The 22,107-nt window shown below is 33.2% G+C and carries 20 protein-coding genes; 8 read left to right on the top strand and 12 right to left on the bottom strand.

Translation table 11 applies throughout. From position 1 onward, the window contains the following. Window positions 1-42 precede the first annotated feature (42 nt). Both C1X07_RS07035 and uvrC read right to left on the bottom strand, forming a co-directional pair. Window positions 43-2,322, bottom strand: coding sequence for a patatin-like phospholipase family protein (locus C1X07_RS07035; protein ID WP_241507205.1), 2,280 nt, complete (start codon window positions 2,320-2,322; stop codon window positions 43-45). Next, window positions 2,319-4,124: an excinuclease ABC subunit UvrC gene (gene uvrC / locus C1X07_RS07030; RefSeq protein ID WP_103069269.1), complete on the bottom strand. Its 1,806-nt coding sequence runs from the start codon at window positions 4,122-4,124 to the stop codon at window positions 2,319-2,321. Before uvrC ends, C1X07_RS07035 begins: the two co-directional genes overlap by 4 nt. Before the next feature lie 165 nt (window positions 4,125-4,289). On the opposite strand from uvrC, the gene C1X07_RS07025 reads away from it, so the two are divergent. The 5 genes from C1X07_RS07025 (at window position 4,290) to C1X07_RS07005 (ending at window position 7,632) form a co-directional block, all read left to right on the top strand. After that, window positions 4,290-4,718 carry an ATP-dependent zinc protease family protein gene (locus C1X07_RS07025; RefSeq protein WP_103069268.1) on the top strand — a complete coding sequence of 143 codons (429 nt, stop codon included), beginning with the start codon at window positions 4,290-4,292 and terminating at the stop codon, window positions 4,716-4,718. After that, a complete protein-coding gene (gene rimK / locus C1X07_RS07020) occupies window positions 4,718-5,590 on the top strand; it encodes a 30S ribosomal protein S6--L-glutamate ligase (RefSeq protein ID WP_103069267.1) in 873 nt (290 codons plus the stop codon). Before C1X07_RS07025 ends, rimK begins: the two co-directional genes overlap by 1 nt. Window positions 5,591-5,594: 4 nt before the next feature. Continuing rightward, window positions 5,595-6,575: a succinylglutamate desuccinylase/aspartoacylase family protein gene (locus tag C1X07_RS07015; protein ID WP_103069266.1), complete on the top strand. Its 981-nt coding sequence runs from the start codon at window positions 5,595-5,597 to the stop codon at window positions 6,573-6,575. Beyond that, on the top strand, window positions 6,568-7,140 hold the full coding sequence (locus C1X07_RS07010; protein WP_103069265.1) for a 5-formyltetrahydrofolate cyclo-ligase: 573 nt from the start codon (window positions 6,568-6,570) through the stop codon (window positions 7,138-7,140). The genes C1X07_RS07015 and C1X07_RS07010 overlap by 8 nt, the downstream gene beginning before the upstream one ends. A 69-nt stretch (window positions 7,141-7,209) precedes the next feature. Further along, entirely contained in the window at window positions 7,210-7,632 is a 423-nt protein-coding gene (locus C1X07_RS07005) for a response regulator (RefSeq protein ID WP_103069264.1), read from the top strand. An 8-nt stretch (window positions 7,633-7,640) separates the two neighbouring features. Here the strand turns inward: C1X07_RS07005 and C1X07_RS07000 are convergent, their stop codons facing one another. From C1X07_RS07000 to C1X07_RS06965, 8 genes are all read right to left on the bottom strand, one after another. Beyond that, window positions 7,641-8,243: a lipoprotein signal peptidase gene (locus tag C1X07_RS07000; RefSeq protein ID WP_103069263.1), complete on the bottom strand. Its 603-nt coding sequence runs from the start codon at window positions 8,241-8,243 to the stop codon at window positions 7,641-7,643. 245 nt (window positions 8,244-8,488) lie between these two features. Next, a complete protein-coding gene (locus C1X07_RS06995; protein WP_128755217.1) occupies window positions 8,489-9,202 on the bottom strand; it encodes a DUF4097 family beta strand repeat-containing protein in 714 nt (237 codons plus the stop codon). 34 nt (window positions 9,203-9,236) lie between these two features. Beyond that, window positions 9,237-9,995 carry a DUF4097 family beta strand repeat-containing protein gene (locus C1X07_RS06990; protein ID WP_103069261.1) on the bottom strand — a complete coding sequence of 253 codons (759 nt, stop codon included), beginning with the start codon at window positions 9,993-9,995 and terminating at the stop codon, window positions 9,237-9,239. Between the two features lie 25 nt (window positions 9,996-10,020). Next, window positions 10,021-10,812, bottom strand: a complete 792-nt coding sequence (locus C1X07_RS06985; protein ID WP_103069616.1) for a HEAT repeat domain-containing protein — start codon at window positions 10,810-10,812, stop codon at window positions 10,021-10,023. A 3-nt stretch (window positions 10,813-10,815) separates the two neighbouring features. Next, complete coding sequence (locus C1X07_RS06980; protein ID WP_128755216.1) at window positions 10,816-11,349, bottom strand: RNA polymerase sigma factor; 534 nt, start codon at window positions 11,347-11,349, stop codon at window positions 10,816-10,818. Window positions 11,350-11,481: 132 nt separating this feature from the next. Then, window positions 11,482-11,865, bottom strand: coding sequence for a TraR/DksA family transcriptional regulator (locus C1X07_RS06975; protein WP_103069259.1), 384 nt, complete (start codon window positions 11,863-11,865; stop codon window positions 11,482-11,484). Window positions 11,866-11,868: 3 nt separating this feature from the next. Next, the gene (gene ileS / locus C1X07_RS06970; RefSeq protein ID WP_103069258.1) at window positions 11,869-15,273 is read right to left on the bottom strand and encodes an isoleucine--tRNA ligase; all 3,405 of its coding nucleotides are present in this window, start codon (window positions 15,271-15,273) and stop codon (window positions 11,869-11,871) included. 246 nt (window positions 15,274-15,519) lie between these two features. Beyond that, window positions 15,520-15,750: a helix-turn-helix transcriptional regulator gene (locus C1X07_RS06965; RefSeq protein ID WP_103069257.1), complete on the bottom strand. Its 231-nt coding sequence runs from the start codon at window positions 15,748-15,750 to the stop codon at window positions 15,520-15,522. 310 nt (window positions 15,751-16,060) lie between these two features. Here C1X07_RS06965 and C1X07_RS06960 point away from each other — a divergent pair, with 310 nt between their 5' ends. Next, window positions 16,061-16,843: an amidohydrolase gene (locus C1X07_RS06960; protein ID WP_103069256.1), complete on the top strand. Its 783-nt coding sequence runs from the start codon at window positions 16,061-16,063 to the stop codon at window positions 16,841-16,843. Here the strand turns inward: C1X07_RS06960 and C1X07_RS06955 are convergent. Continuing rightward, window positions 16,835-18,448: an Ig-like domain-containing protein gene (locus C1X07_RS06955; RefSeq protein ID WP_103069255.1), complete on the bottom strand. Its 1,614-nt coding sequence runs from the start codon at window positions 18,446-18,448 to the stop codon at window positions 16,835-16,837. The genes C1X07_RS06960 and C1X07_RS06955 overlap by 9 nt on opposite strands. Window positions 18,449-18,614: 166 nt before the next feature. Further along, entirely contained in the window at window positions 18,615-19,295 is a 681-nt protein-coding gene (locus C1X07_RS06950; RefSeq protein WP_103069254.1) for a ComF family protein, read from the bottom strand. 73 nt (window positions 19,296-19,368) lie between these two features. On the opposite strand from C1X07_RS06950, the gene C1X07_RS06945 reads away from it, so the two are divergent. Next, window positions 19,369-20,250 (top strand): hypothetical protein, encoded by an 882-nt coding sequence (locus C1X07_RS06945; protein WP_103069253.1) that lies wholly within the window; start codon window positions 19,369-19,371, stop codon window positions 20,248-20,250. Window positions 20,251-20,389: 139 nt separating this feature from the next. After that, window positions 20,390-21,925: a glycine--tRNA ligase gene (locus C1X07_RS06940; protein WP_103069252.1), complete on the top strand. Its 1,536-nt coding sequence runs from the start codon at window positions 20,390-20,392 to the stop codon at window positions 21,923-21,925. Window positions 21,926-22,107: the final 182 nt, after the last annotated feature.

The following is a 22,107-nucleotide window of genomic DNA, read 5'->3' as shown; positions in this document are numbered from 1 at the left end:
CAAATATCGGAAATAATTCTGTGTTTTTCTTAAATTTTTGATTTAAAACCAAAATCCAATACTAAAGAACCAACTACTTTCATCTAATTCTGGAGAATATGTGTATTTAACTTGCACAGGACCAGCAAAAGTATCCAGTCCATATCCCAGAGCATATCCAGAGAATTCTGGATCCTCAAACCAATCCCCAGTACTAAACAATTTATCACCTACATTAGCAAAGTTTGCGGATGCGTTAATATGATTCTTCTTAAATACTTCATAGTCCAATGACACAACTCCTTTTGCAAAACTCTCTCCTGTTATCCCAAGAAAGTCATAGCCATAAAAGGGAATAAAGTTGTTAATGGTTCTTGCCCCAAAACCTCCTAATAAGAAATCAAGGGAGCTCAAAGAGGCATCTCCTATTTTTGTACCTGCTTCAAAACCTATATTCATCGATAAATCCTTAATTAGCGGGGTAGCATATCCTAATTTTGCCTTTGCTATTGAAAATTCATTAAAATCGTTTGTAAAATCAGAAGAGAGGAGGTAAGTATGCAAATCACCTTCGAATAAGAACCCTTGTTTCGGAAAATACTTATTATCATAGGTATCTAGTTTGATATACCCAAAAGCACTCCAATAATCACTATCATCAAATACAGTTCTTGGAATTTGATTCTCATCCTCACCAAATGTTTCTGAAATAATCGTAAGTCGTTTATATTCTGCCCCTAATCCAACAGAGAAGTTTTGTTGTATTAATGTTTCTGCATAAGCCTGCCCATTAAAATCGCTGTATTCTACATCAATAGTATTGATATTTATGTCAGGAAACTCACCAAATCGCTGTATAAAATCATAGTCAATTGCTTTCCTGAAATTGGTATACCGAACCTTTAATCCTGTACTCCAATAAAAACCTTTATCTACATAATAATCTATATCATAACGTATATTATCTCCCAATGCTACATCGGCAGACAGAACATCGTTTTCAATAAAGAGACTTTTTCTGGTAACATTAACCAAAGCAGCTGTTTGATATAAATCATCATAATGAAGAGCAAAACGCAATAACATTTTATTTTCACTTTCTTTAACACTAAGGACTAGTTCCTTACCTTTATTCTTGTCAATTAGCTTATAATTTACTCTATCAAAATTTCCTGTAGCAGATAAATTATTAATTCCTTCATTTAATTTTTGATAGGTTGTTAATTTCGGTGTTTTTAGCTTTAATTTCCCTTTGATATACGCTCTGGTATATCTCTTATTTCCAGAAATAACAATACTATTTATAAATATTTGCTCAGAATCTTTAACTATTGGTGCTTTCTTTGGGTGTTTTTTCTGGCGCATTGCAATTTCTTTCAGCTTCTCATAGTTGGCAAATGCAGCTTTTTCACCATTAGTTATAATTTGATCTGCCTGATCAAATGATATTACTGAGAAATCTGTTATTGAGGGTTTAATATACACATCTGTTTCAGAGACTTTATCTTTCATCGCATTATAAGTTCTGAAATTACTGATTTGCAACATGATATCTGTTACAGAATTTAATTGACTTTTAGACATCAAACTATCCTGTACATCAACACCTATCACTATCTCTGCTCCTTTTTCCCTAATCTCCTTTACTGGATAATTGTTGGCAACCCCTCCATCGGTCATCAAAATTCCATTTAATTCTACTGGGCTAAAAACAGAAGGAAGAGCACCACTAGCAGCAACAGCTTCTGGCAAATACCCTTTGTCCAAAAGTACTTGTTCTCCTGTTTCTATATTAGTAGACATACAGAAAAAAGGGATCGGAAGATCATTAAAATCACGTATTTCGCTTACATGTGCAGCATATCTTGAAAATTGATTGTAAAAATTCTGCCCTTTAGAAAGCCCTTTCGGCAAATCAATCTTAAACTTATCAAAAGGCAAGCTTATGGCATACTTCTCTGAATCTTCTCGCTCATAAAATGTCTTTGCATTTCTAGGAAGTTCATCTTGTATAAACGCATTAAAATCGACTGTTCTAAATATAGAATCTAATTCTGAGGCGCGGTAGCCAGAAGCATATAATGCTCCAACAATAGCCCCCATACTTGTGCCTCCAATATAATCAATTCGTACACCTGATTCTTCTATTACTTTAAGAGCGCCAATATGAGCAAGACCTTTTGCCCCCCCACCGCTTAAAACCAATCCTACTTTTACATCATCCGAAGGATAATCATGAATCTCTAAAATTTCTTTTTCTTGTGACCAAATTGTATTTGGAAAAAAGAAACCCAAAAAGACAATACATGATAATAAAATGTCTAATGTATGATGCTTGGTCACGTTTTTCCTTTTTTAGAAAGATAATAATTATGTACTTTGGTTGCGCGAGAATTACCAACTACCTCTATTAATTCCTGTTTAGAGGCTTCACTAATCCTTTTTACTGACCTAAAATGCTTTAATAGCTCTACCACTGTTTTCTCTCCAATGCCCGGAATTAAATCTAATTCTGTATCCAAAGCTGCCTTACTTCTTTTTTGCCTATGAAATGTAATTCCAAATCGATGTGCTTCATTACGCAAATGTTGAATAACCTTTAGAGACTCTGTCTTTTTATCCAAATATAAGGGTATTGAATCACCGGGGTAGTAAATCTCTTCTAACCGCTTAGCAATCCCAATAATTGTTATTTTACCTCTTAAACCCAATGTATCAAGAGCTTTTAGCCCTGAAGACAACTGCCCTTTACCTCCATCTACAATAACCAGTTGCGGCAAAGGCTGACCTTCTTCTGTAAGTCGTTTGTACCTTCTATAAACCACTTCTTCCATAGAAGCAAAATCATTAGCTCCTTCTACTGTCTTTATATTAAATTTCCTGTACTCTTTTTTACTGGGTTTTCCGTTTCTAAAAACAACACATGCTGCAACAGGGTTAGTGCCCTGTATATTTGAATTATCAAAACATTCTATATGTCTTGGTTCTTCTGGTAACCTAAGATCCTTTTTCATCTGAGCCATCAACCTTTTTATGTGTCGATCAGGGTCCATAATTTTGATTTGCTTAAAACGCTCTTGTCTATAGTATTTGGCATTTCTTAAGGATAGATCCACAATCTTTTTTTTGTCCCCCAATTGCGGAATAGTAATTTTTAGACCTTCCCCTACTTCTACTTTGAAAGGGGCAAAAATCTCCTTTGATTTAGACCCAAAACGTTGTCGAAGCTCGACAATCGCTAATTCCAAAAGCTCCTTGTCAGATTCATCCAATTTCTTTTTAATCTCTGTGGTATGAGATCTAATAATTGCTCCATAGGATATTTGAAGAAAATTCACATAACCGTAAGATTCATCAGATATAATTGAAAACACATCAACATTACTTATTTTAGGGTTAACTACTGTTGATTTTACTTGATACTTCTCTAGGATTTGTATTTTTTCCTTTATCTGCTGTGCTTCTTCAAACTCCATCTTCTCGGCATGTACTGTCATTTGATCGCGAAAACGGTTAAGAGATTCTTTAAAATTACCCTTTACAATTTGACGAATCGCTTCGAGGTTCTCGTTGTATTCTTTTTCATCTTGAAACCCTTCGCAAGGACCTTTACAGTTTCCTAAATGATACTCTAAGCAAACTTTGTACTTACCATTGTTTATTTTTTCCTGAGACAAATCATAATTACAAGTCCTCAACTGGTATAATCCTTTAATAAGATCCAAAAGGGTGTATACCGTTTTTACAGAAGTATACGGACCATAATATTCTGAGCCATCTTTAATAAGGTTTCTGGTAAGAAATATTCTAGAAAATCGTTCTTTTTTAATACAAATCCAAGGATATGTTTTATCATCCTTCAGCATTACATTAAAACGGGGTTGATTTTTTTTAATCAAATTGTTCTCTAGTAATAATGCATCTGTTTCGGTCTCAACCACAATATGCCGTACAGTTTTGATTTTTTTCACCAAAACACTTATCCTATAACTATCATGGTTTTTTGTGAAATATGAGGAAACTCTTTTTTTTAAGTTTTTTGCTTTTCCTATATATAGTAATTTATCATCTTTATCATAATACTGATAAACTCCAGGGCTCGTAGGTAATGTTTTAATCTGTATGTCTAAAGTAGCTTCTTGCATATTCTAACCGTAAAGTTAAGGGTTTACCTCAATTAGAAAGCAACTATTAGATGGTTAAATTTTGTTAAATACGGATTAAAATCTCGTTTTTTATTAAAAAGAGAGGAGGATATACAATGCTTCTTGATTTTTATTACATTAGTAGTCCAATATCAATCATATCTTTTGGAAAAAGAAAAGAAAATAATTGGCAGAACTGATAGGGTGGATTTCCCTCTATTAGAATTAAAGAGTATCGATGCTAAAATCGATACAGGAGCCTATACCTCTTTTATTCATTGCACAGATATTAGAGAGGTCGACCAAACATTACAATGCACACTTCTAGATGCTACGCACTCTGAGCATAACGGCAGAAGGTTTACATTTAAAAATTACGACATTACTGCGGTAAAAAGTAATACAGGAAAAATAGAAATGCGATATGCCATACGTACGCAGATTTCTGTATTTAATGAAACTTATCCGATAATACTTACTTTATCTCCTCGTGATGATATGCGTTTTCCGATTTTGATTGGTCGGAAGTTTTTAAGTGGCAAATTTTTAATAGATCCACAACTAGAAAATCAGTCTTATAATCAAACCTTATAATGAATATAAAAATATTGTCGCGTAGTGCGAATTTGTATTCTACCAATGCATTGGTTCAAGCAGCAGTAAAACGCAAACATAATGTACAGGTTATCGATCCTCTTAACTGTGATATTGTAATTGAAAAACAAAAACCAGAGATTTATTACCGAGGTAAAAAATTAGACCATGTAGATGCCGTAATCCCCAGAATTGGATCTTCTATAACTTTTTATGGCACAGCAGTAGTGCGGCAATTTGAATTAATGAATGTATTTACCACTCTTAAATCACAGGCTTTATTACAATCCCGGGATAAATTAAGAAGCTTACAAATATTATCTAAAGCCGGATTAGGACTACCTAAAACGGTGTTTACAAATTACTCTAAAGATGTTTCTGAAGTTATATCTCATGTTGGAGGAGCACCGCTAATCATTAAACTCCTAGAGGGGACACAAGGCTTGGGTGTTGTTCTTGCAGAAACGAAAACTGCTGCAGAATCTGTATTAGAAGCTTTTAATGGTCTACAAGCCAGAGTTATTGTACAAGAATTCATAAAAGAAGCCAAAGGAGCAGATATTAGAGTTCTGGTTGTAGATGATCAGGTAGTGGGCGCAATGAAAAGACAAGGAAAAGAAGGAGAATTCAGATCTAACCTGCACAGAGGCGGTACCGCATCTGTTATCACCTTAAACCAGGAAGAAGAACAGGCAGCCATAAAAGCAGCGAAAGCTCTAAAAATGGGTGTAGCTGGTGTAGATATGTTGCAAAGTGATAGAGGACCTCTTATTCTAGAAGTTAACTCTTCTCCTGGGTTAGAAGGGATAGAGACCGCAACAGGAAAAGATATTGCAAAAACTATTATTCGTTATATTGAAAGAAGTTTGTGAGACAATGACCAAAGTAACTGAAAAAAATATACTTAATATCCTGGGTAAAGAAGTACTACCAGGAACTAGTACAACTATAAATTTTAACATAGCAAAATTATACACTTCTACCAAAGTAGAAATACCTGTAATTATAGAAAGATCAAAAGTACCGGGACCAATTATTCTTATTACCGCCGGTATTCATGGAGATGAAATTAATGGAGTAGAAGTTGTAAGGCAAATCATTGCCAAAAAAATCAACAAACCAGCAAAAGGAAGTATTATCTGCATTCCTGTACTTAATGTATTTGGCTTTTTAAGTATGAATCGTTTTTTTCCTGACGGAAGAGATCTTAACAGAGTTTTTCCTGGTACCAAAAACGGATCCTTAGCAAGTCGTTTTGCGTATCAATTTATTAATGAGATTTTACCTGTAGCAGATTTTTGTTTGGATTTTCATACAGGAGGAGCTAGTAGATTTAATGCTCCGCACATTAGGGTTGATCCAAAAAATGAAAGACTTATTACATTAGCTAAAATTTTTAATGCTCCATTTACTCTTTTGTCTAAAAATCTAGATGGATCTTATAGGGCTACATGCGCTAAAAAAGGAAAAGATATATTATTGTTTGAAGGAGGCAAATCACAAAATAGCAGCAAGGATATTGCAATAAAAGGAGTACAAGGAACCATGCGCATATTACACCACCTAGAAATGCTAAATGATTCCTTTCAACTTCCCTTATCCAACTCTAAAAGCTTGATCATTAAAAAAAGTTTTTGGGTACGTGCCAAATATAGTGGCTTATTGCATATTAAAATACCTATTGGCAAACATGTAGAAAAAGATGAAATTTTAGCCACGATCACAGATCCTTACGGTAAGATGAGACATGTAGTCAAAGCTTCTAATGAAGGATACGTAATCAATGTCAACGAATCCCCTATAGTATACAAAGGAGATGCTATTTTTCGTGTAACCAAAGAGTTAGTAAATGGATAAAAAAGAATTGCGAGCTAAGTACAAAACCTTAAGATCTAATTTAAGTAATGAAGAAATTGAAAATCTAAGTATAGAAATTGCAAATCAATTGCTTCAATTACCAATTTGGGAAAAATCATACTATCATATTTTTTTACCTATAGACAAACAGAAAGAAATCAACACTGAGTTCATTTTAAATATTCTCTTTGGAAAAGATAAAAATGTAATCGTATCAAAAAGTAATTTTAAAGAATGTACCCTAGAGCATTTTTTACTTTTGGACACCACGATATTAAAAGTAAATTCTTGGGGAATCCCTGAACCTGTGGATGGAATACCAATACCAGAAGAAAAAATAGAAGTTGTTTTTATACCTTTATTAGGTTTTGACCAAAAAGGCAACAGAATAGGCTATGGAAAAGGGTTTTATGATCGGTTTTTAGAAAAGTGCAGCCCTAGTACATTAAAAATTGGTCTTTCTTTTTTTACTGCCGAGAATGAAAACATCAAAAATATCACTGCCAAAGATATACCTCTGGACATATGCGTAACACCCTTGGAAGTATTCTATTTTAACAAATAGTTAACGTTTTTTTTGGATTCGTAGATACTTTGTATTATATTGAATGTGAATTTTTTATGCCCCCAAAAAATGTCCCGAAATTTAAACAACGTCTGTATTATTGATGATGATAATATCTACATCAGCCTATTAAGCAAGATTATTGAACTAAAAAAACTATCTGATTCTATTTTAGTTTTTAACAATGGTAAGGAAGCTTTAGATTTTTTTATTGACTCAATACCCAAACAAAATACTATAGATATCCCTCAAATAATCTTTTTAGATATAAACATGCCGGTAATGGATGGATGGAAATTTCTCGAGGAGTTTTCAAAGATTAAAAACGGAATCTTTGAAAAAATTACTCTTTATGTTGTTAGTTCTTCAATAGACTCTAGAGATATAGAACGTGCCAAATCAATCGATATAGTTACAGACTACCTCACCAAGCCAATCACATTAAAAGATTTTGAAAGAGTATTGGCACAAAAAGACTCTTTATCTGCTTGAGGTATTCTTTATTTTTTAGGGAATGCTCTTTTATTAAAAACAACTAATAAAAATACACCGATACTAATCGCTGAATCAGCTACATTAAATACCGGATCAAAAAACGAAAAATGTTCACCTCCCCAAAAAGGAATCCATTCTGGCAAAATGTCATCATAGAATGTAAACTGAATCATATCTACTACTTTGCCATAAAAAACACCTTCATAACCTCCGCCTTCTGGTAAAAAAGTGGCAATCTCCACTGGTGTGCTTTCACTAAACAAAATACCATAAAATATAGAGTCCAGAATATTTCCAAAGGCACCAGCAAAAATTAATGCAATACAAAATGTAAGTACCATAGGGCTATTTTTACGGACAGAATCATACAGCCAGTAACCAATTCCAGTAATAGCTACTAGCCTAAACAAGGTAAGAATCAATTTCCCGTAATTACCAGGAAGTTCAAATCCCCATGCCATACCTTTATTTTCAACAAAAATAATACGAAACCAATCAAAAACTTCTACACTGTCATGAAGAGTAAAATGGGTTTTAATATAAATTTTGGTGATTTGATCAATGAGTAACACTAAAATTATAACTAAAATTGATTTCTTTAAAGACATATACGTAATAGTTTGCTTGGGTGCTAAAAGTGACGGACAAAAATAGTGTTTTATTTTGTTTTATGAATATTTATGTTCTAGTGAATAGATCTAGATTTTTCATCTCTTCTTTAATAATCTTCATAAAAAAGTAATTTTCGGTATACTTCTACCGTTAACTATCATGAATCAAACAGGCTAGCTATTTCCTCAAATTGAGGAAATAGCTAGCCTGTTTGATTCAAAAGAAAATGTAAAATTTAACTTTACTGCTTTCTTAAAAATATACTACCACTTATTGTTTGTAGGTGCAATTCGCTTCTTATATCGCCAAATGTACCCGTTACCTTACTACCTGCTATTCGGTTTTTATTGTGATCAAATTGCATGTTTTTATCAGAGTAAATCATACCAGACATTGTTTCTGCTTTTATTCTAGATCTTGAAACATTAATATCGATATCGCCACTAATTGTTTTTAGGTTCATATCTCCATTATAGTCTTTAATATCAATATTCCCACTAATGATATCAACTACTAGTTCTCCATGATAACTTTGCGATTCGACATTTCCTGAAATACTCTTTACTCTTAGGGTAGAGGATTTTGGAAGAAAAAGTGTATACTCAGCATTAATATCCAGATTATTACAAGGACTCCAATTCTTTTCACTCTTATCCTTTCGTTCTTTTTTCCATTTGTCGAATAACTCTCCATAGCTAGATGATATATCTAATACAGATGATGTGTTTTTTATTTCTAAACTAAAATACTCATTAAATTCTCCATCATTAATATCGACACTTGCCTTTAGATAGATATCTTTTTTATCCCAAGTTTTGATTACAATATTGTCGGCAAATTTGAATTCTACTTTAACTAAATCTGCAGAAGTCCTAAGTTTTTTTTCAATTACTTTCTGAGCGTTTATTTGCATTGAAATAAAGCAAAAAAGCACAAGTTTTAGTACATTTTTCATGATATGTTGTTTTTTGATTGATTGATGACCTCTTTTATTTCTTTCTCAAGTAAATACTGCCTACAGCAGATCGTAGGGTAATATCCACTCCTCCATTATTAATTTTTGTTTCTATTGATTTTCTACCACCCACAATTTTCATATCATTATCTTCAGCAGGGATTTTTAAATCAAAATCTGTATAGATCTCCCCCATAACGGCTTTCAGGTTTAGATTTGCTGGAGTACTAGAAGGCAAGCTTACATCTACATCTCCAGCAGAAGAAACGATTGATATTGGTGATGATTGGTTTACTTTGTCAAATATTACAGTAATTCCTCCTGCAGCACTTTTGGCAACAATGGGACCAGTGACATCTTTGATTTCTATCCCTCCTACATTGGTTTTGGCTTCAATTTCAGAAGAAAAGCCACTAATTTGCAAACTGCTTATCCCATGATTTTCTACAGAAACATTCGTGTTCTTAGGTAGGTAAATCTGAATACCAGGACCATGCATATTTCTAAGATTTTTAACAACTAATACACTACCTTCTTTCTCAATATGTATTCCTATTCCGGTATTATCTGTCCCACCAGAATACACAGCTTTTAAGCCTTTTGCTTTATCAGGCTTTTCAAGTCCCTCTTCTCCTTTAATGAGCAGTTCATTTTTGTCATAAGCTTTTACAGTTACTCCTGGAGATGAATGTATTTTTACCTTTTTTATTCCTTGCAATGAATGTGTGTAATCTTGTGCAATTAGATTTCCTGATGCAATAAATACTATTAATGCTATTGCTATTTTTTTCATAATTATTTGTTTTTCGATTGAACTTTTAAATTAAACTAGGCAACCCTATTTTTACTTGATCTTTTACGTAATCAAGGGTTTCTTTGTTTTGAAGTAATTTTTCCATAGCAGGAACTGCGCGTTTTTCCTGAATAGAAACTAATATTTGAATTAATTCAATTTGCATACCTGAATCTTGTTCCATATCCAAAGCATGTATTAAAGCTTTACGTACTATCTCTGAATCTGAAAATTTACTTAGTGCTTCTGCTGCAGCTAGTCGCACATTTATATGATCATCATAATGCATTTTACTTATTAATGCGTTTAGGATATCATTTCCTGGTTTTTCAAACTCTTCTGCATAGTTTACTGCTTGCAAACGTTTGCTAGCGGATTCATTTTCTATTAAAGAAATAGTCATAGTTTGTTTCATTTGATATTTTTCTTTCTCTAATACTGCTATTTCTTGAGAAAAAGATTCGGTCTTTTCTAGTTTTCCATAGAAATACCCACAAACTACAAGTGCAATAGTTGCAGCAATCTGCATTGCCACTTTCCATGAATTCTTAGATTCTCGATGTAATGACACCACTTTTGAGTCATCATCCAGTTCTTTTTCTTGTACCAACATCTTTTCAAAATTCATCCTCAGTTTTTTACTGGGGAGTTCTACTGGAGTATCATCTATTGCTTCAAAAACATTGTGTAGTTCTTGCAAGTCTTCACTACAGCTTTTACAACTAGCTAGATGTGTTTGGATTTTTTTACTGGTTTCTTTGTCCAGATTATCATCTATATAATCGATGAGTTGATTTTTTATATGTTTACAATTCATGACTTAGGCATTTTGTAAATAATGATTTTTTAATTTATGAATAGCCCTATGCACTTTGGTTTTTACGGCACCTGCTGTCGAACCTGTGATTTCGGCTATTTCTTGATATTTAATCCCTTGATATCGATTCATAATCACCAATTGTTTATCTGTTTTACTTAATTGATTCAAGGCTCTATACAGCTCTTCATTAACTTCTTTGCTTTCGATATAATCCTGTTCTTTTTGCTCTACTTTATATGCTACATTCTCAAAACGTTCATCTTTGTTTTTCTGATTTTGATAGTGATCAGAAAATATGTTTCTGGCGATAGTGTAAATCCATGCTGAAAACTTCCCTTTCCTATATGAGCTTCGGTATTTAATTGCTTTATAAAAAACTTCTTGCGTTATATCTTCGCTAATTTCTCTGTCTCTAGTCATCTTTTGTATGAAATTAAAGATCTTAATATGATATCTATCAAAAAGAACACTCATCATATCCAAATTGCCATTGGATACCAAAATCATTAATTCTTCGTCGGTTAGATTTTTCAAGATTACTCTTTTGATTGGTTTCTATAGTTAATACCTGATTTTTTTAAAAAGGTTACATACAAGATAAAAAAAAGACCTCTTAGGGTTAAAATCCTAAGAGGTCTACTATATAATTTTACGGTTCTGCTTATACTAACTCTGCATATTTTTCGCTTCAATGCTTAGTGTAGCATGCGGAACTAATTTTAATCGCTCTGGGTTAATCAATTTACCAGTTACACGACAAACTCCATATGTTTTATTTTCAATACGTAATAATGCATTCTTTAAGTCGCGTACAAATTTCTCTTGTCTTATTGCAAGCTGTGTATTTGCCTCTTTAGACATGGTCTCACTACCTTCTTCAAATGCTTTAAAGGTTGGTGAAGTGTCATCTGTACCGTTATTCCCATCATTTTTATATGCACTTCTAAGTAATTCCAAATCTTTCTGTGCTTTTTCCATTTTGTCAAGAATAATTTCCTTGAACATTGCTAAATTAGCGTCACTGTGCCTTACTTTGATATCTTCTGCCATATTCTAATGTTTTTTAATTATCAATTGGGTTGCAATGTCGTCAAACGCAATTTCTGTACCATTTATTACATCTGATGCAAATTCAATTGTCTCGGTTAAGGTTTCGTTTTTAATATAATTCTCATTAGTAGCAATAGCATCTTGTATAGCCTGATTCTCTAAGAAAACAATTTCTATCTTATCAGTCACTTCCAATCCGCTATCTTTACGGATGTTTTGAATACGATTAACAAGTTCTCTGGCAATTCCTTCTTTTTTTAGCTCGGGACTTATCGAAACATCCAATGCGACGGTTAAAGCTCCTGAATTAGCTACTAACCAACCCTCAATATCTTGAGAGCTTATTTCTACATCATCGGTACCTAATGTAATAATTTTATCATTAATTTCTATATCAAAATGACCTGTTTGTTCAAGTATTTTGATTACTTCTTGATCAAATGATTGTATCTTGTTGGAAATCAACTTCATATCTTTACCAAATCTAGGTCCTAATGTTTTAAAATTAGGCTTAATTTGCTTTACAAGAATACCCGAAGCATCATCAATAAGTTCTATTTCTTTAACATTTACCTCATTTTTTATTAGAGTTGCAATGTCATTTATTTCGTTTTTTTCTGCTTCATTCAATACAGGTATCATAATGCGCTGCAAAGGCTGTCTTACTTTGATCTTTTCTTTTTGACGAAGAGAAAGCACCATAGAAGAAATAGTTTGTGCCTTTTGCATTTTGTGTTCTAATGCTGCATCTACAAAATCTTCATTATACTCTGGGAAATGAGCCAAATGAACACTTTCAAAAGTTTCTTTTCCTGTACCTGCTATCAAATCTTTATACAATCGATCCATAAAAAATGGCGCGATTGGTGAACCTAATTTAGCAACCGTAAGCATGCAGGTATATAATGTTTGGTAAGCAGATATTTTATCTTGTTGATAATCTCCTTTCCAATATCTTCTTCTACTTAAACGCACAAACCAGTTACTTAGATTTTCTTGTACAAAATCAGAGATAGCTCTAGCGGCTTTTGTAGGTTCATAATCGTTATAAAAAGTATCTACTTTTTTGATTAAGGTATGTAATTCACTCAATATCCAACGATCAATTTCAGGACGTTCTGCTAATGGAATATCAGCTTCTGCATATGAGAAATTATCGATATTAGAATACAAAGTAAAGAAAGAGTAGGTATTGTATAATGTTCCAAAAAACTTACGACGCACCTCTGCTATTCCTTCAAGATCAAATTTTAGATTATCCCAAGGATTAGCATTACTAATCATATACCATCTGGTAGCATCGGGACCATATGTTTTTAGAGTTTCGAATGGATCGGCAGCATTACCAAGTCTTTTTGACATTTTCTGCCCATTTTTATCCAATACCAACCCATTAGACACTACATTTTTATATGCTACATCATCAAAGATCATGGTTCCTATAGCATGTAATGTATAGAACCATCCTCGAGTTTGATCAACTCCCTCTGCGATAAAGTCAGCTTTTCTTTCTCCCGCATCTACCTTGTCTTTATTTTCAAAAGGATAATGCCATTGTGCATATGGCATAGACCCAGAGTCAAACCATACATCAATAAGATCACTCTCGCGCTTCATGGTCTTCCCTGAAGGTGAAACCAAAGTAATTTGATCTACAATATTTTTATGAAGGTCAATTTTATCATAGTTTTCTTCACTCATATCCCCAACAACAAAGTCAGAAAAGATATCTGCCTCCAGAACTCCAGCATTAACAGATTTCTCCATTTCTGCTTTTAATTCTTCAACAGAACCTATAATCATTTCCTCCTTGCCATCTTCTGTTCTCCATATAGGTAATGGTATACCCCAAAAACGAGATCGGGATAAATTCCAATCATTGGCGTTTGCCAACCAGTTACCAAAACGTCCTTCACCAGTAGCTTTAGGCTTCCAGTTTATTCCTAGATTAAGCTCGTGCATACGATCTTTAAAATCGGTAACTTTTATAAACCAGGAATCTAATGGATAATACAATATAGGTTTATCTGTACGCCAGCAATTTGGATAACTGTGTACATATTTTTCGACCTTAAACGCTCTATTCTCGATTTTTAGCTTAATAGCTATTTCTACATCTACTGATTTTTCGGGAGCATCACCATCATTATAGTATTCATTTTTAACATATTTACCACCCAAATCTCCCATTTGCTTGATAAATCTACCTTGTAAATCTACCGTTGGCACGAGATTATCGTTTTCGTCCATAACCAATAAGGCCGGTACCTCTGGCTTAGCTTGTTTAGCCACCAATGCATCATCTGCACCAAAAGTAGGTGATGTATGTACGATTCCTGTTCCGTCTTCGGTGGTTACAAAATCACCAGTAATAACTCTAAACGCATTCTCTGGATTATGATAGGGCTGTACATAATCAATAAGCTGCTCATAACGAATATCTACCAGATCTGCTCCTTTAAATTCTTTTGAAACAAAATAAGGTATCTTCTTATCTCCTTCTTTAAAGGTACTTACTTCTGATTCTGATTCTGCCAAAACATATTTTCCTGCAAACTGTTTTCCCACTAAGTTCTTAGCAAGAATTACGTTTATAGGCTCAAAAGTATATTGATTATATGTTTTTACAACAACATAATCAATTTTTGGTCCAACAGTTAATGCTGTATTAGAAGGAAGTGTCCAGGGAGTAGTCGTCCAAGCCAGAAAATAAATATCTCCTTCTACATCTTTCAGAAATGAGGGTAATGTATTTTCTATAGTTTTAAACTGAGCCACCACTGTGGTATCCGTAACATCCTGATAGGTTCCTGGTTGATTAAGCTCATGAGAACTTAATCCGGTTCCTGCCTTAGGAGAATAAGGTTGAATGGTGTAGCCTTTGTATAATAATCCTTTTTTATAAATCTGTGATAGTAGCCACCATACACTTTCCATGTATTTGGATTTATAGGTAATATATGGATCATCCATATCTACCCAATATCCAATTTTTTGAGTAAGGTCATTCCAGATATCTGTATAACGCATTACGGCTTTTTTACATGCCTCGTTATATTCTTCTACAGAAATCTTTTTACCAATATCCTCTTTGGTAATTCCTAATTCTTTCTCTACCCCAAGCTCTATCGGCAGACCATGGGTATCCCATCCGGCCTTACGTTTTACCTGGTATCCTTTTTGTGTCTTGTATCGACAAAAAATATCTTTAATCGCACGAGCCATTACATGATGGATTCCAGGTAATCCATTTGCCGAAGGCGGACCTTCAAAAAATACAAACGGTTCTGCTCCATCACGCTCACTTATACTTTTTTCAAAAATAGAATTCTGTTGCCAGAAATCTAGTATTTCGTCAGCTACCTTGGGTAGGTCAAGTCCTTTATATTCAGGAAACTTCGTGCTCATTTGATCGTTCTTTCTGTTAAGTCTGCGAAAATAAGGATTTTCTAGAAAAAAGAAGAGTGAATTTGGGTTACTATATAAAATAATTGTTAGGTAAATATGATTTTTTAACAAAGCTTTTGGCTTTTTACTAAAAAATCATTAATTACACCCCTTTTAGCAGTAATACTTCTTTTTAGGATTGCTCCTTTTAAAAAAGGAAAATACAATACAAAGTAAGCGATAAGTAATATACTATTTAGGTTGTGCTTATTTTATCCCCTTAAAAAATTCTTCGAGGGTGATATCATGAATACTAACAATACGGAGCAGGGTTTCGATTGTAAAATTGTATCCTTTTTCTAAACGCCAATAATTCTTTCTAGGCAAGTCATTATCAAGGGCAAATGTTTCATAGCTTGTATAGTTAGCTTTGATCCTTAATTCTCTGATACGTTCTCCAATAGCCTTTTTAAGAGCTTCGTTTTTCTCTATTGCCATAATAACAAATGTTCATAAATCGAATTGATATTGATTACGCTATAAATGGCGTGAATTAGAAAGTTACCAAAGGGCTAATACGTATTTTTTAACATGAAACGGACAACAATTGTTATAATATTACAAAGGATGCAACCCATTACTGAAGAAACAGCACATAGGACAAAGCAAATTTTAATAGATGCAAAAAAACAAACAAAGATTACAAACTAATAGATTAAACGTTAGGTTTTATTATTTTTAATCAATGGATAATGACAACAAAGAAAAGAGAATATTCGCTGTATTTAAAAGCAATTAAATCATATAAATGAAAGAGACCTTAGACATTGTATTACTTCAATCTCACCTGGCATGGGAAAATCCAGTTCAAAACCGTGCGGCTTTTACTCAAAAGATAAATGCTATATCCCAAAAAGTAGACCTCATTGTTTTACCCGAAATGTTTACCACCGGATTTACAATGAATGCTCTCGAAGTAGCTGAAAAAATGGAAGGAGATTCTTTACAATGGCTTACCAAAATGGCTAAAAAATCAAATTGCGCCATCGTAGGAAGTATAATTATTGAAGAAAATGACAAGTATTATAATCGTTTGATTTTTATGTTTCCTAATGGCACTTACAAAACATATGACAAGCATCAGTTGTTTACATTGGCAAAAGAACAAGAAGTATTTACAGCAGGACAAAAAGATGTTATTATCGAATATAAAGGATGGAAGATTAAACCTCTCATTTGTTACGATCTTAGATTTCCGGTCTGGGCTAGAAACACTTCTGGTTATGACGTTTTATTATATGTTGCCAGTTGGCCAAAGCTTCGGATTAATGCCTGGGATGTATTGCTCAAAGCTAGAGCGATAGAAAATATGTGCTATTGCATTGGAGTAAATCGTATAGGGCTTGATGGTAAAGGATATGAATACAATGGTCATTCTGCCGTATATGATGTTTTGGGAAATTCGGTTTTAGAAGAAAATCCCATTGAGAAAGAAACGATCTTGCATGCTACCTTATCCTTTTCACACATAAAAAATACACGAAGTAAGTTGTCTTTTTTAGAGGATCGAGATAATTTTAAGTTAGTTTAATATAAAGGTTTGTTTAATTTCCCAATTTGCTCTTACATCAATTGGTTCGGCAAAATAACGTATTTCTTCAGGTTGTAATCCTTTAAGAAAATTACCAGTATCCCATTTTCCATTACCATTGCTATCAAAGACCACTCTAATATAATACTTGTTAGGATTAAGATGATCAAAAACAAGGGTTTCAGGAGTATTAACCACTTTTTCTATGACAACCTCTTCTTTTTCATTGGTAATCTGAACCAAAACAGGATACGTTTCTACATTCTGAAGAGTTAAGAAAATAGTCCCATAATCTGCTAGTTTTTTGGTACTAAAACTAATATTTATGGTATCATTAACATTACCGATATAATCTTTAATTGCTTCAGGCAAAAAGCGTAAGCTATACACATTACTTTCTGTTTTTTCAAAATTAAGTCGAGCTTCATTTTTAGAGACATCCAAATCTATAGAAAAAGGAATCTCCAGAGTATCTTTATCCGTTAGCGAAATTAATTTTTCATTGATACTATCCAAAGGTGTGTTTGCCGAAAAAACAAAATCTTTATTAAGAGGAAGAGTTGATCGTATAGAAGACGACACGATAAGAGAGTCCTTATATTGATCTTTAAATCGTGTAATTAGCGTATCACGATAAGTTTTTGAATTTGTTATTTCAAATCGCAGTGTATCAGTCTCAAAAAAGGGTCTAAACCAATAGTGCAATGTATCTTTTTCTTTATCAGGAAAAACCCGTGTGTCAAAATCATCAGGTGTATCGCTATACAATTTAATCTTCATACTATCTCTTGCACCTTCGTATGGAAAGATAAACTCATTTTTTGAGGTCTGTTTTGGTTTTAATGCTTTAAAATCAAGTATTTCTTTAAATATTTTAAGATCAAAAACCTTGGCAGTATCTTCAGGAAGTGTAATGATTTCCTCATAAAACCCTATTTTATCAGATTTGGGTTCATAAAGGTAATTGTTAGACGCGTCTTTTAGCGCTATGAGTTTAAATTTTCCTTCTTTCAGATTATGCAAACTAAAATCCAGACTATCCAAAGTATTAGTAATATATCTAGGAACAGTCTGATACACTAATGAATCACTATAATCCTCATCAACTTCGTACAACGCCACGGTTACATAAGAATCTGGCTTTTTTTGGATAGCATCAGCAATGGTTCCTTTTATACTAAGTGAATCAAGAAAATCACCAGTAGAAAAAACATACCTAAAAAATGAATTAGGGTTACCTTCATTATTATCGACAACGCTTTCTCCAAAATTGATACTATAAGTTGTATTTGCTAACAAAGTATCCAGAAATTTGATTTTTATGAATTTACTCGCTCCTCCCAAAGGGGTGATCGTCGGTTTGGGATCCATAGGTGGCGATACAATAATCTGCTTTTGAGGATCCTTTAATTTTATATATTCATCAAAATATATTCGGATCTCATTTTTATCAAAATTGGTCGAGAAATTAGGAGGAAAAGCCTTGATAAAAACAGGAGGTGTTTCATCTTTAGGACCCCCGGTTATCGAACCTCTTTTGGCACAACCAATCACTACAATTAGCAATACCAAGGTAAGCAATACCATATTTATTCTTCTGCTCATAATCTCCGCAATAATTTTAAGGCACAAAGAAACAACTATATTTAAAAAACAAAAAACTTAAAATAAATCTCCAGTGTCATAAGTCATATTAATCTTACTTCTATGGTTAGGTTTAACATGTAAAAAATTCAACATTACAATATATCAGTTAGTCAAATCTCAAAAATTACTCAGTTATTGCCATAGTAGCAATACTTATTTTAATTCCAGGAATTGATTTCAATACATTTACGCATGATTCAATAGTAGCACCTGTCGTAACTATATCATCAACCAATAAAATATGTTTATTTCTAAGTAAAGACTCATTTTTTATCCCAAATGTTTCAACCGTATTTATCCATCTATAGAACTTTCCGTGTTTAGATTGTTTTTTATTGTAGGAATTTTTTTTCAATACAGAATCAATGTATTTTGCATCAATTTTTTTAGCAATTTCAACACCAAATCGTTCTACCTGATTATACCCTCTTTCGCGCATTCTTCTTTTGTGTAACGGAACAGGAATAACCGCATCAATATTTTGATAATCAGGTATTTGAGATATTTCATAACCTAACCATTTTCCTAGTTCTTCCCCTATCTCTTCTCTTCCTCTATACTTTAAGTTATGGATTAAATTTTGCACCAGACTATCCTTCTGAAACACCAATAATGAGGTTGCATTTTCAATTTTGGAACGCCCATAAAATACTTTTTCAATTTTTTTAGCGTTTACGTTATGAAAATTCCCCAACGGGAGTTCATGCCTGCAAGAAGTGCACAATACTCGTTCGTTTTTATATAGAGGATTGTCACAAGCAGCACAGTATATAGGATAAAATAAATAAATTAAGTCTCTAAGCATTTTACAATGGAGATTAACATTAATTATTATATTTAGCAATTAAAATAACCATCAAAAATTATAAAATTTAATTATGACAACTCAAAACAATAACTTGACCCTAAAAATTCTAATCGGTGTTCTAGGAGCACTGTTGCTTATTCTAGGGATTTTTACGTATAAGTTTTATAACGAAGAGAAGCAAAATAAAGCAATTTTGCAACAGGAAAAGGATCTAATTGAAAGTGAATTAGGAGAATTAATTACAAAGTACGATAATGCTATTGCTCTTAACGAAGTGATGGATGATCATCTACTTAAAGCCAAAGAACGTATTGTAGTCTTATTGGATAGTGTAAAAGACAATGACGCAAATCTTGCATTAATATCTCGCTATAGAAGAGAAGTAGGAAAACTGAAAAAAGAGCGTGAAAGATTATTTAAGCTTGCCGACAGTCTTACAGTTGCCAATACACAATTAACAACAGATCTAGACAGTACTTCTGTAGCATTAAATCAAAGAATCATCTTATCTGATTCTCTACAAACACAGAACAGTAAACTTGCCGAAATAGTAGAAAGAGGTTCTGCACTTACTGCTGCCAATATCAAAGCAGAAGGAGTACGTGTACGTAATAGTGGTAAAATTACTACTTCGTCTAAAGCTAGTAGATCTGAAAAAGTGAGAGTTTGTTTTACTCTTTCACCTAATAAATTGACTGAAAAAGGAGACAAAAACCTTTTTGTACAGGTAGTAAATCCTGAAAATGTTCTAATCGGTGATAAAATATCTGTAAACTTTGAAGGTGCTGCATTAACATATAGTGGAACCAACAAAGTATTTTATGAAAATGAAGCATTAGATGTATGTATCTTAGTTGATGCAGCGCAAGGAGAGCTTGTAAAAGGGAACTATATTGTAAACCTTTTCTCTGGACCAAGAATGATCTCAAACACACAGTTTGAATTAAGATAATTTTCTAGGACAAAACGTAAGCCGCCATATTGATATCAATATGGCGGTTTTTTTTATGCCTTTATCAAAATTTCTAAATTTTACTAAAAACAAAATAAGATTCGTTTTCAATTCATTTAAATTCAGTTATTTTTGCGCCATGGCAAAGCAAGAAGATAAATTTAAAAAAGTTATAGCCCATGCAAAGGAGTATGGGTATATTTTTGGTTCTAGTGAGATTTATGACGGATTGAGCGCTGTATATGATTATGGTCAAAATGGAGTAGAACTTAAAAAAAACATAAGAGAATACTGGTGGAAAAGTATGGTAAACATGCACCAGAATATTGTGGGTCTGGATGCTGCAATTTTTATGCATCCAACCACCTGGAAAGCCTCGGGCCACGTTGATGCATTTAGTGATCCTCTTATTGACAATAAAGATTCTAAGAAAAGATACAGAGCCGATGTGCTTATAGAGGATTATGCAGAAAAGCTAAATCAAAAAGCACAAAAGGAAATCGCTAAAGCCAAAAAACGTTTTGGTGAATCTTTTGACGAAGCGCAATTCGTATCAACCAATCCAAGAGTTGTAAAATATCTTTCTCAAAAAGAAGAGGTTATAAAACGCATGGCAAAGTCTCTGGATAATGATGATCTTGCTGATGTAAAAGCACTTATAGAAGAGTTAGGAATTGCAGATCCTGAAACAGGCTCTAAAAACTGGACCGAAGTACGACAGTTTAACTTAATGTTCGGAACAAAATTAGGGGCATCTGCAGACTCTGCTACCGATTTATTCTTAAGACCAGAAACTGCACAAGGGATTTTTGTAAACTTTTTGAATGTTCAGAAAACCGGTCGTATGAAAATACCTTTTGGTATCGCTCAAACCGGAAAAGCATTTAGAAATGAAATCGTCGCTCGTCAATTTATTTTTAGAATGCGAGAATTCGAACAAATGGAAATGCAATTCTTTGTACGTCCTGGCGAAGAAATGAAATGGTATGAATATTGGAAAGAAACCAGACTAAACTGGCATTTATCCTTAGGATTGGGCAAAGAAAATTATCGTTTTCATGATCATGATAAATTAGCACATTACGCTAATGCTGCTGCCGATATAGAGTTTGATTTTCCTTTTGGGTTTAAAGAGTTAGAAGGAATCCACTCCAGAACAGATTTTGACCTTAAAGCACATGAAGAATATTCTGGGAAAAAATTACAATTTTTTGATCCAGAATTAAAAGAAAGCTATGTTCCTTATGTAGTAGAAACCTCTGTAGGACTGGATAGAATGTTTTTGGCAGTCTTCTCTACCGCTTTGCAAGATGAAGAATTAGAGGATGGTTCCAGTAGGGTTGTCTTAAAACTACCAGCAGTAGTTGCTCCTATAAAAGCAGCAATACTTCCGTTGGTCAAAAAAGATGGCTTACCAGAGATCGCTCAAAAAATTGTTGATGATCTAAAATGGAAATTCAATGTAGTTTATGACGAAAAAGATGCTATCGGGCGTCGTTATAGAAGACAAGATGCCAACGGAACTCCATTTTGTATTACCATAGATCACGATACTGTAAATGACAATACCGTTACCATAAGAGATCGAGATACAATGGAACAAAAAAGAGTTCCTATAACTGAACTCAAAGCTATTATCTCAGAAAAAACAGATGCCGAATACTGGCTAAAATAACTTTACAAATAAGGTTTTTCCTCAAAAAAGCTGCTGATAATACAGCAGCTTTTTGGTTAATAAATATCAATAATTCTTTAAAAAAACCAGATTTCTTTGTCAATAATTAGGATAAACTACCTAATCAGTGTCATATTTTGAAGTTTAGTTGTATTTTAGTCGCTAAGTTAAAACCCAATCTT

This window comes from Aquimarina sediminis (assembly GCF_002895435.1).
GTDB classification, from domain to species: domain Bacteria; phylum Bacteroidota; class Bacteroidia; order Flavobacteriales; family Flavobacteriaceae; genus Aquimarina; species Aquimarina sediminis.
The sequence above is the reverse complement of the archived record's forward strand: the minus strand, read 5'-3'. Positions and strand labels throughout refer to the sequence as shown.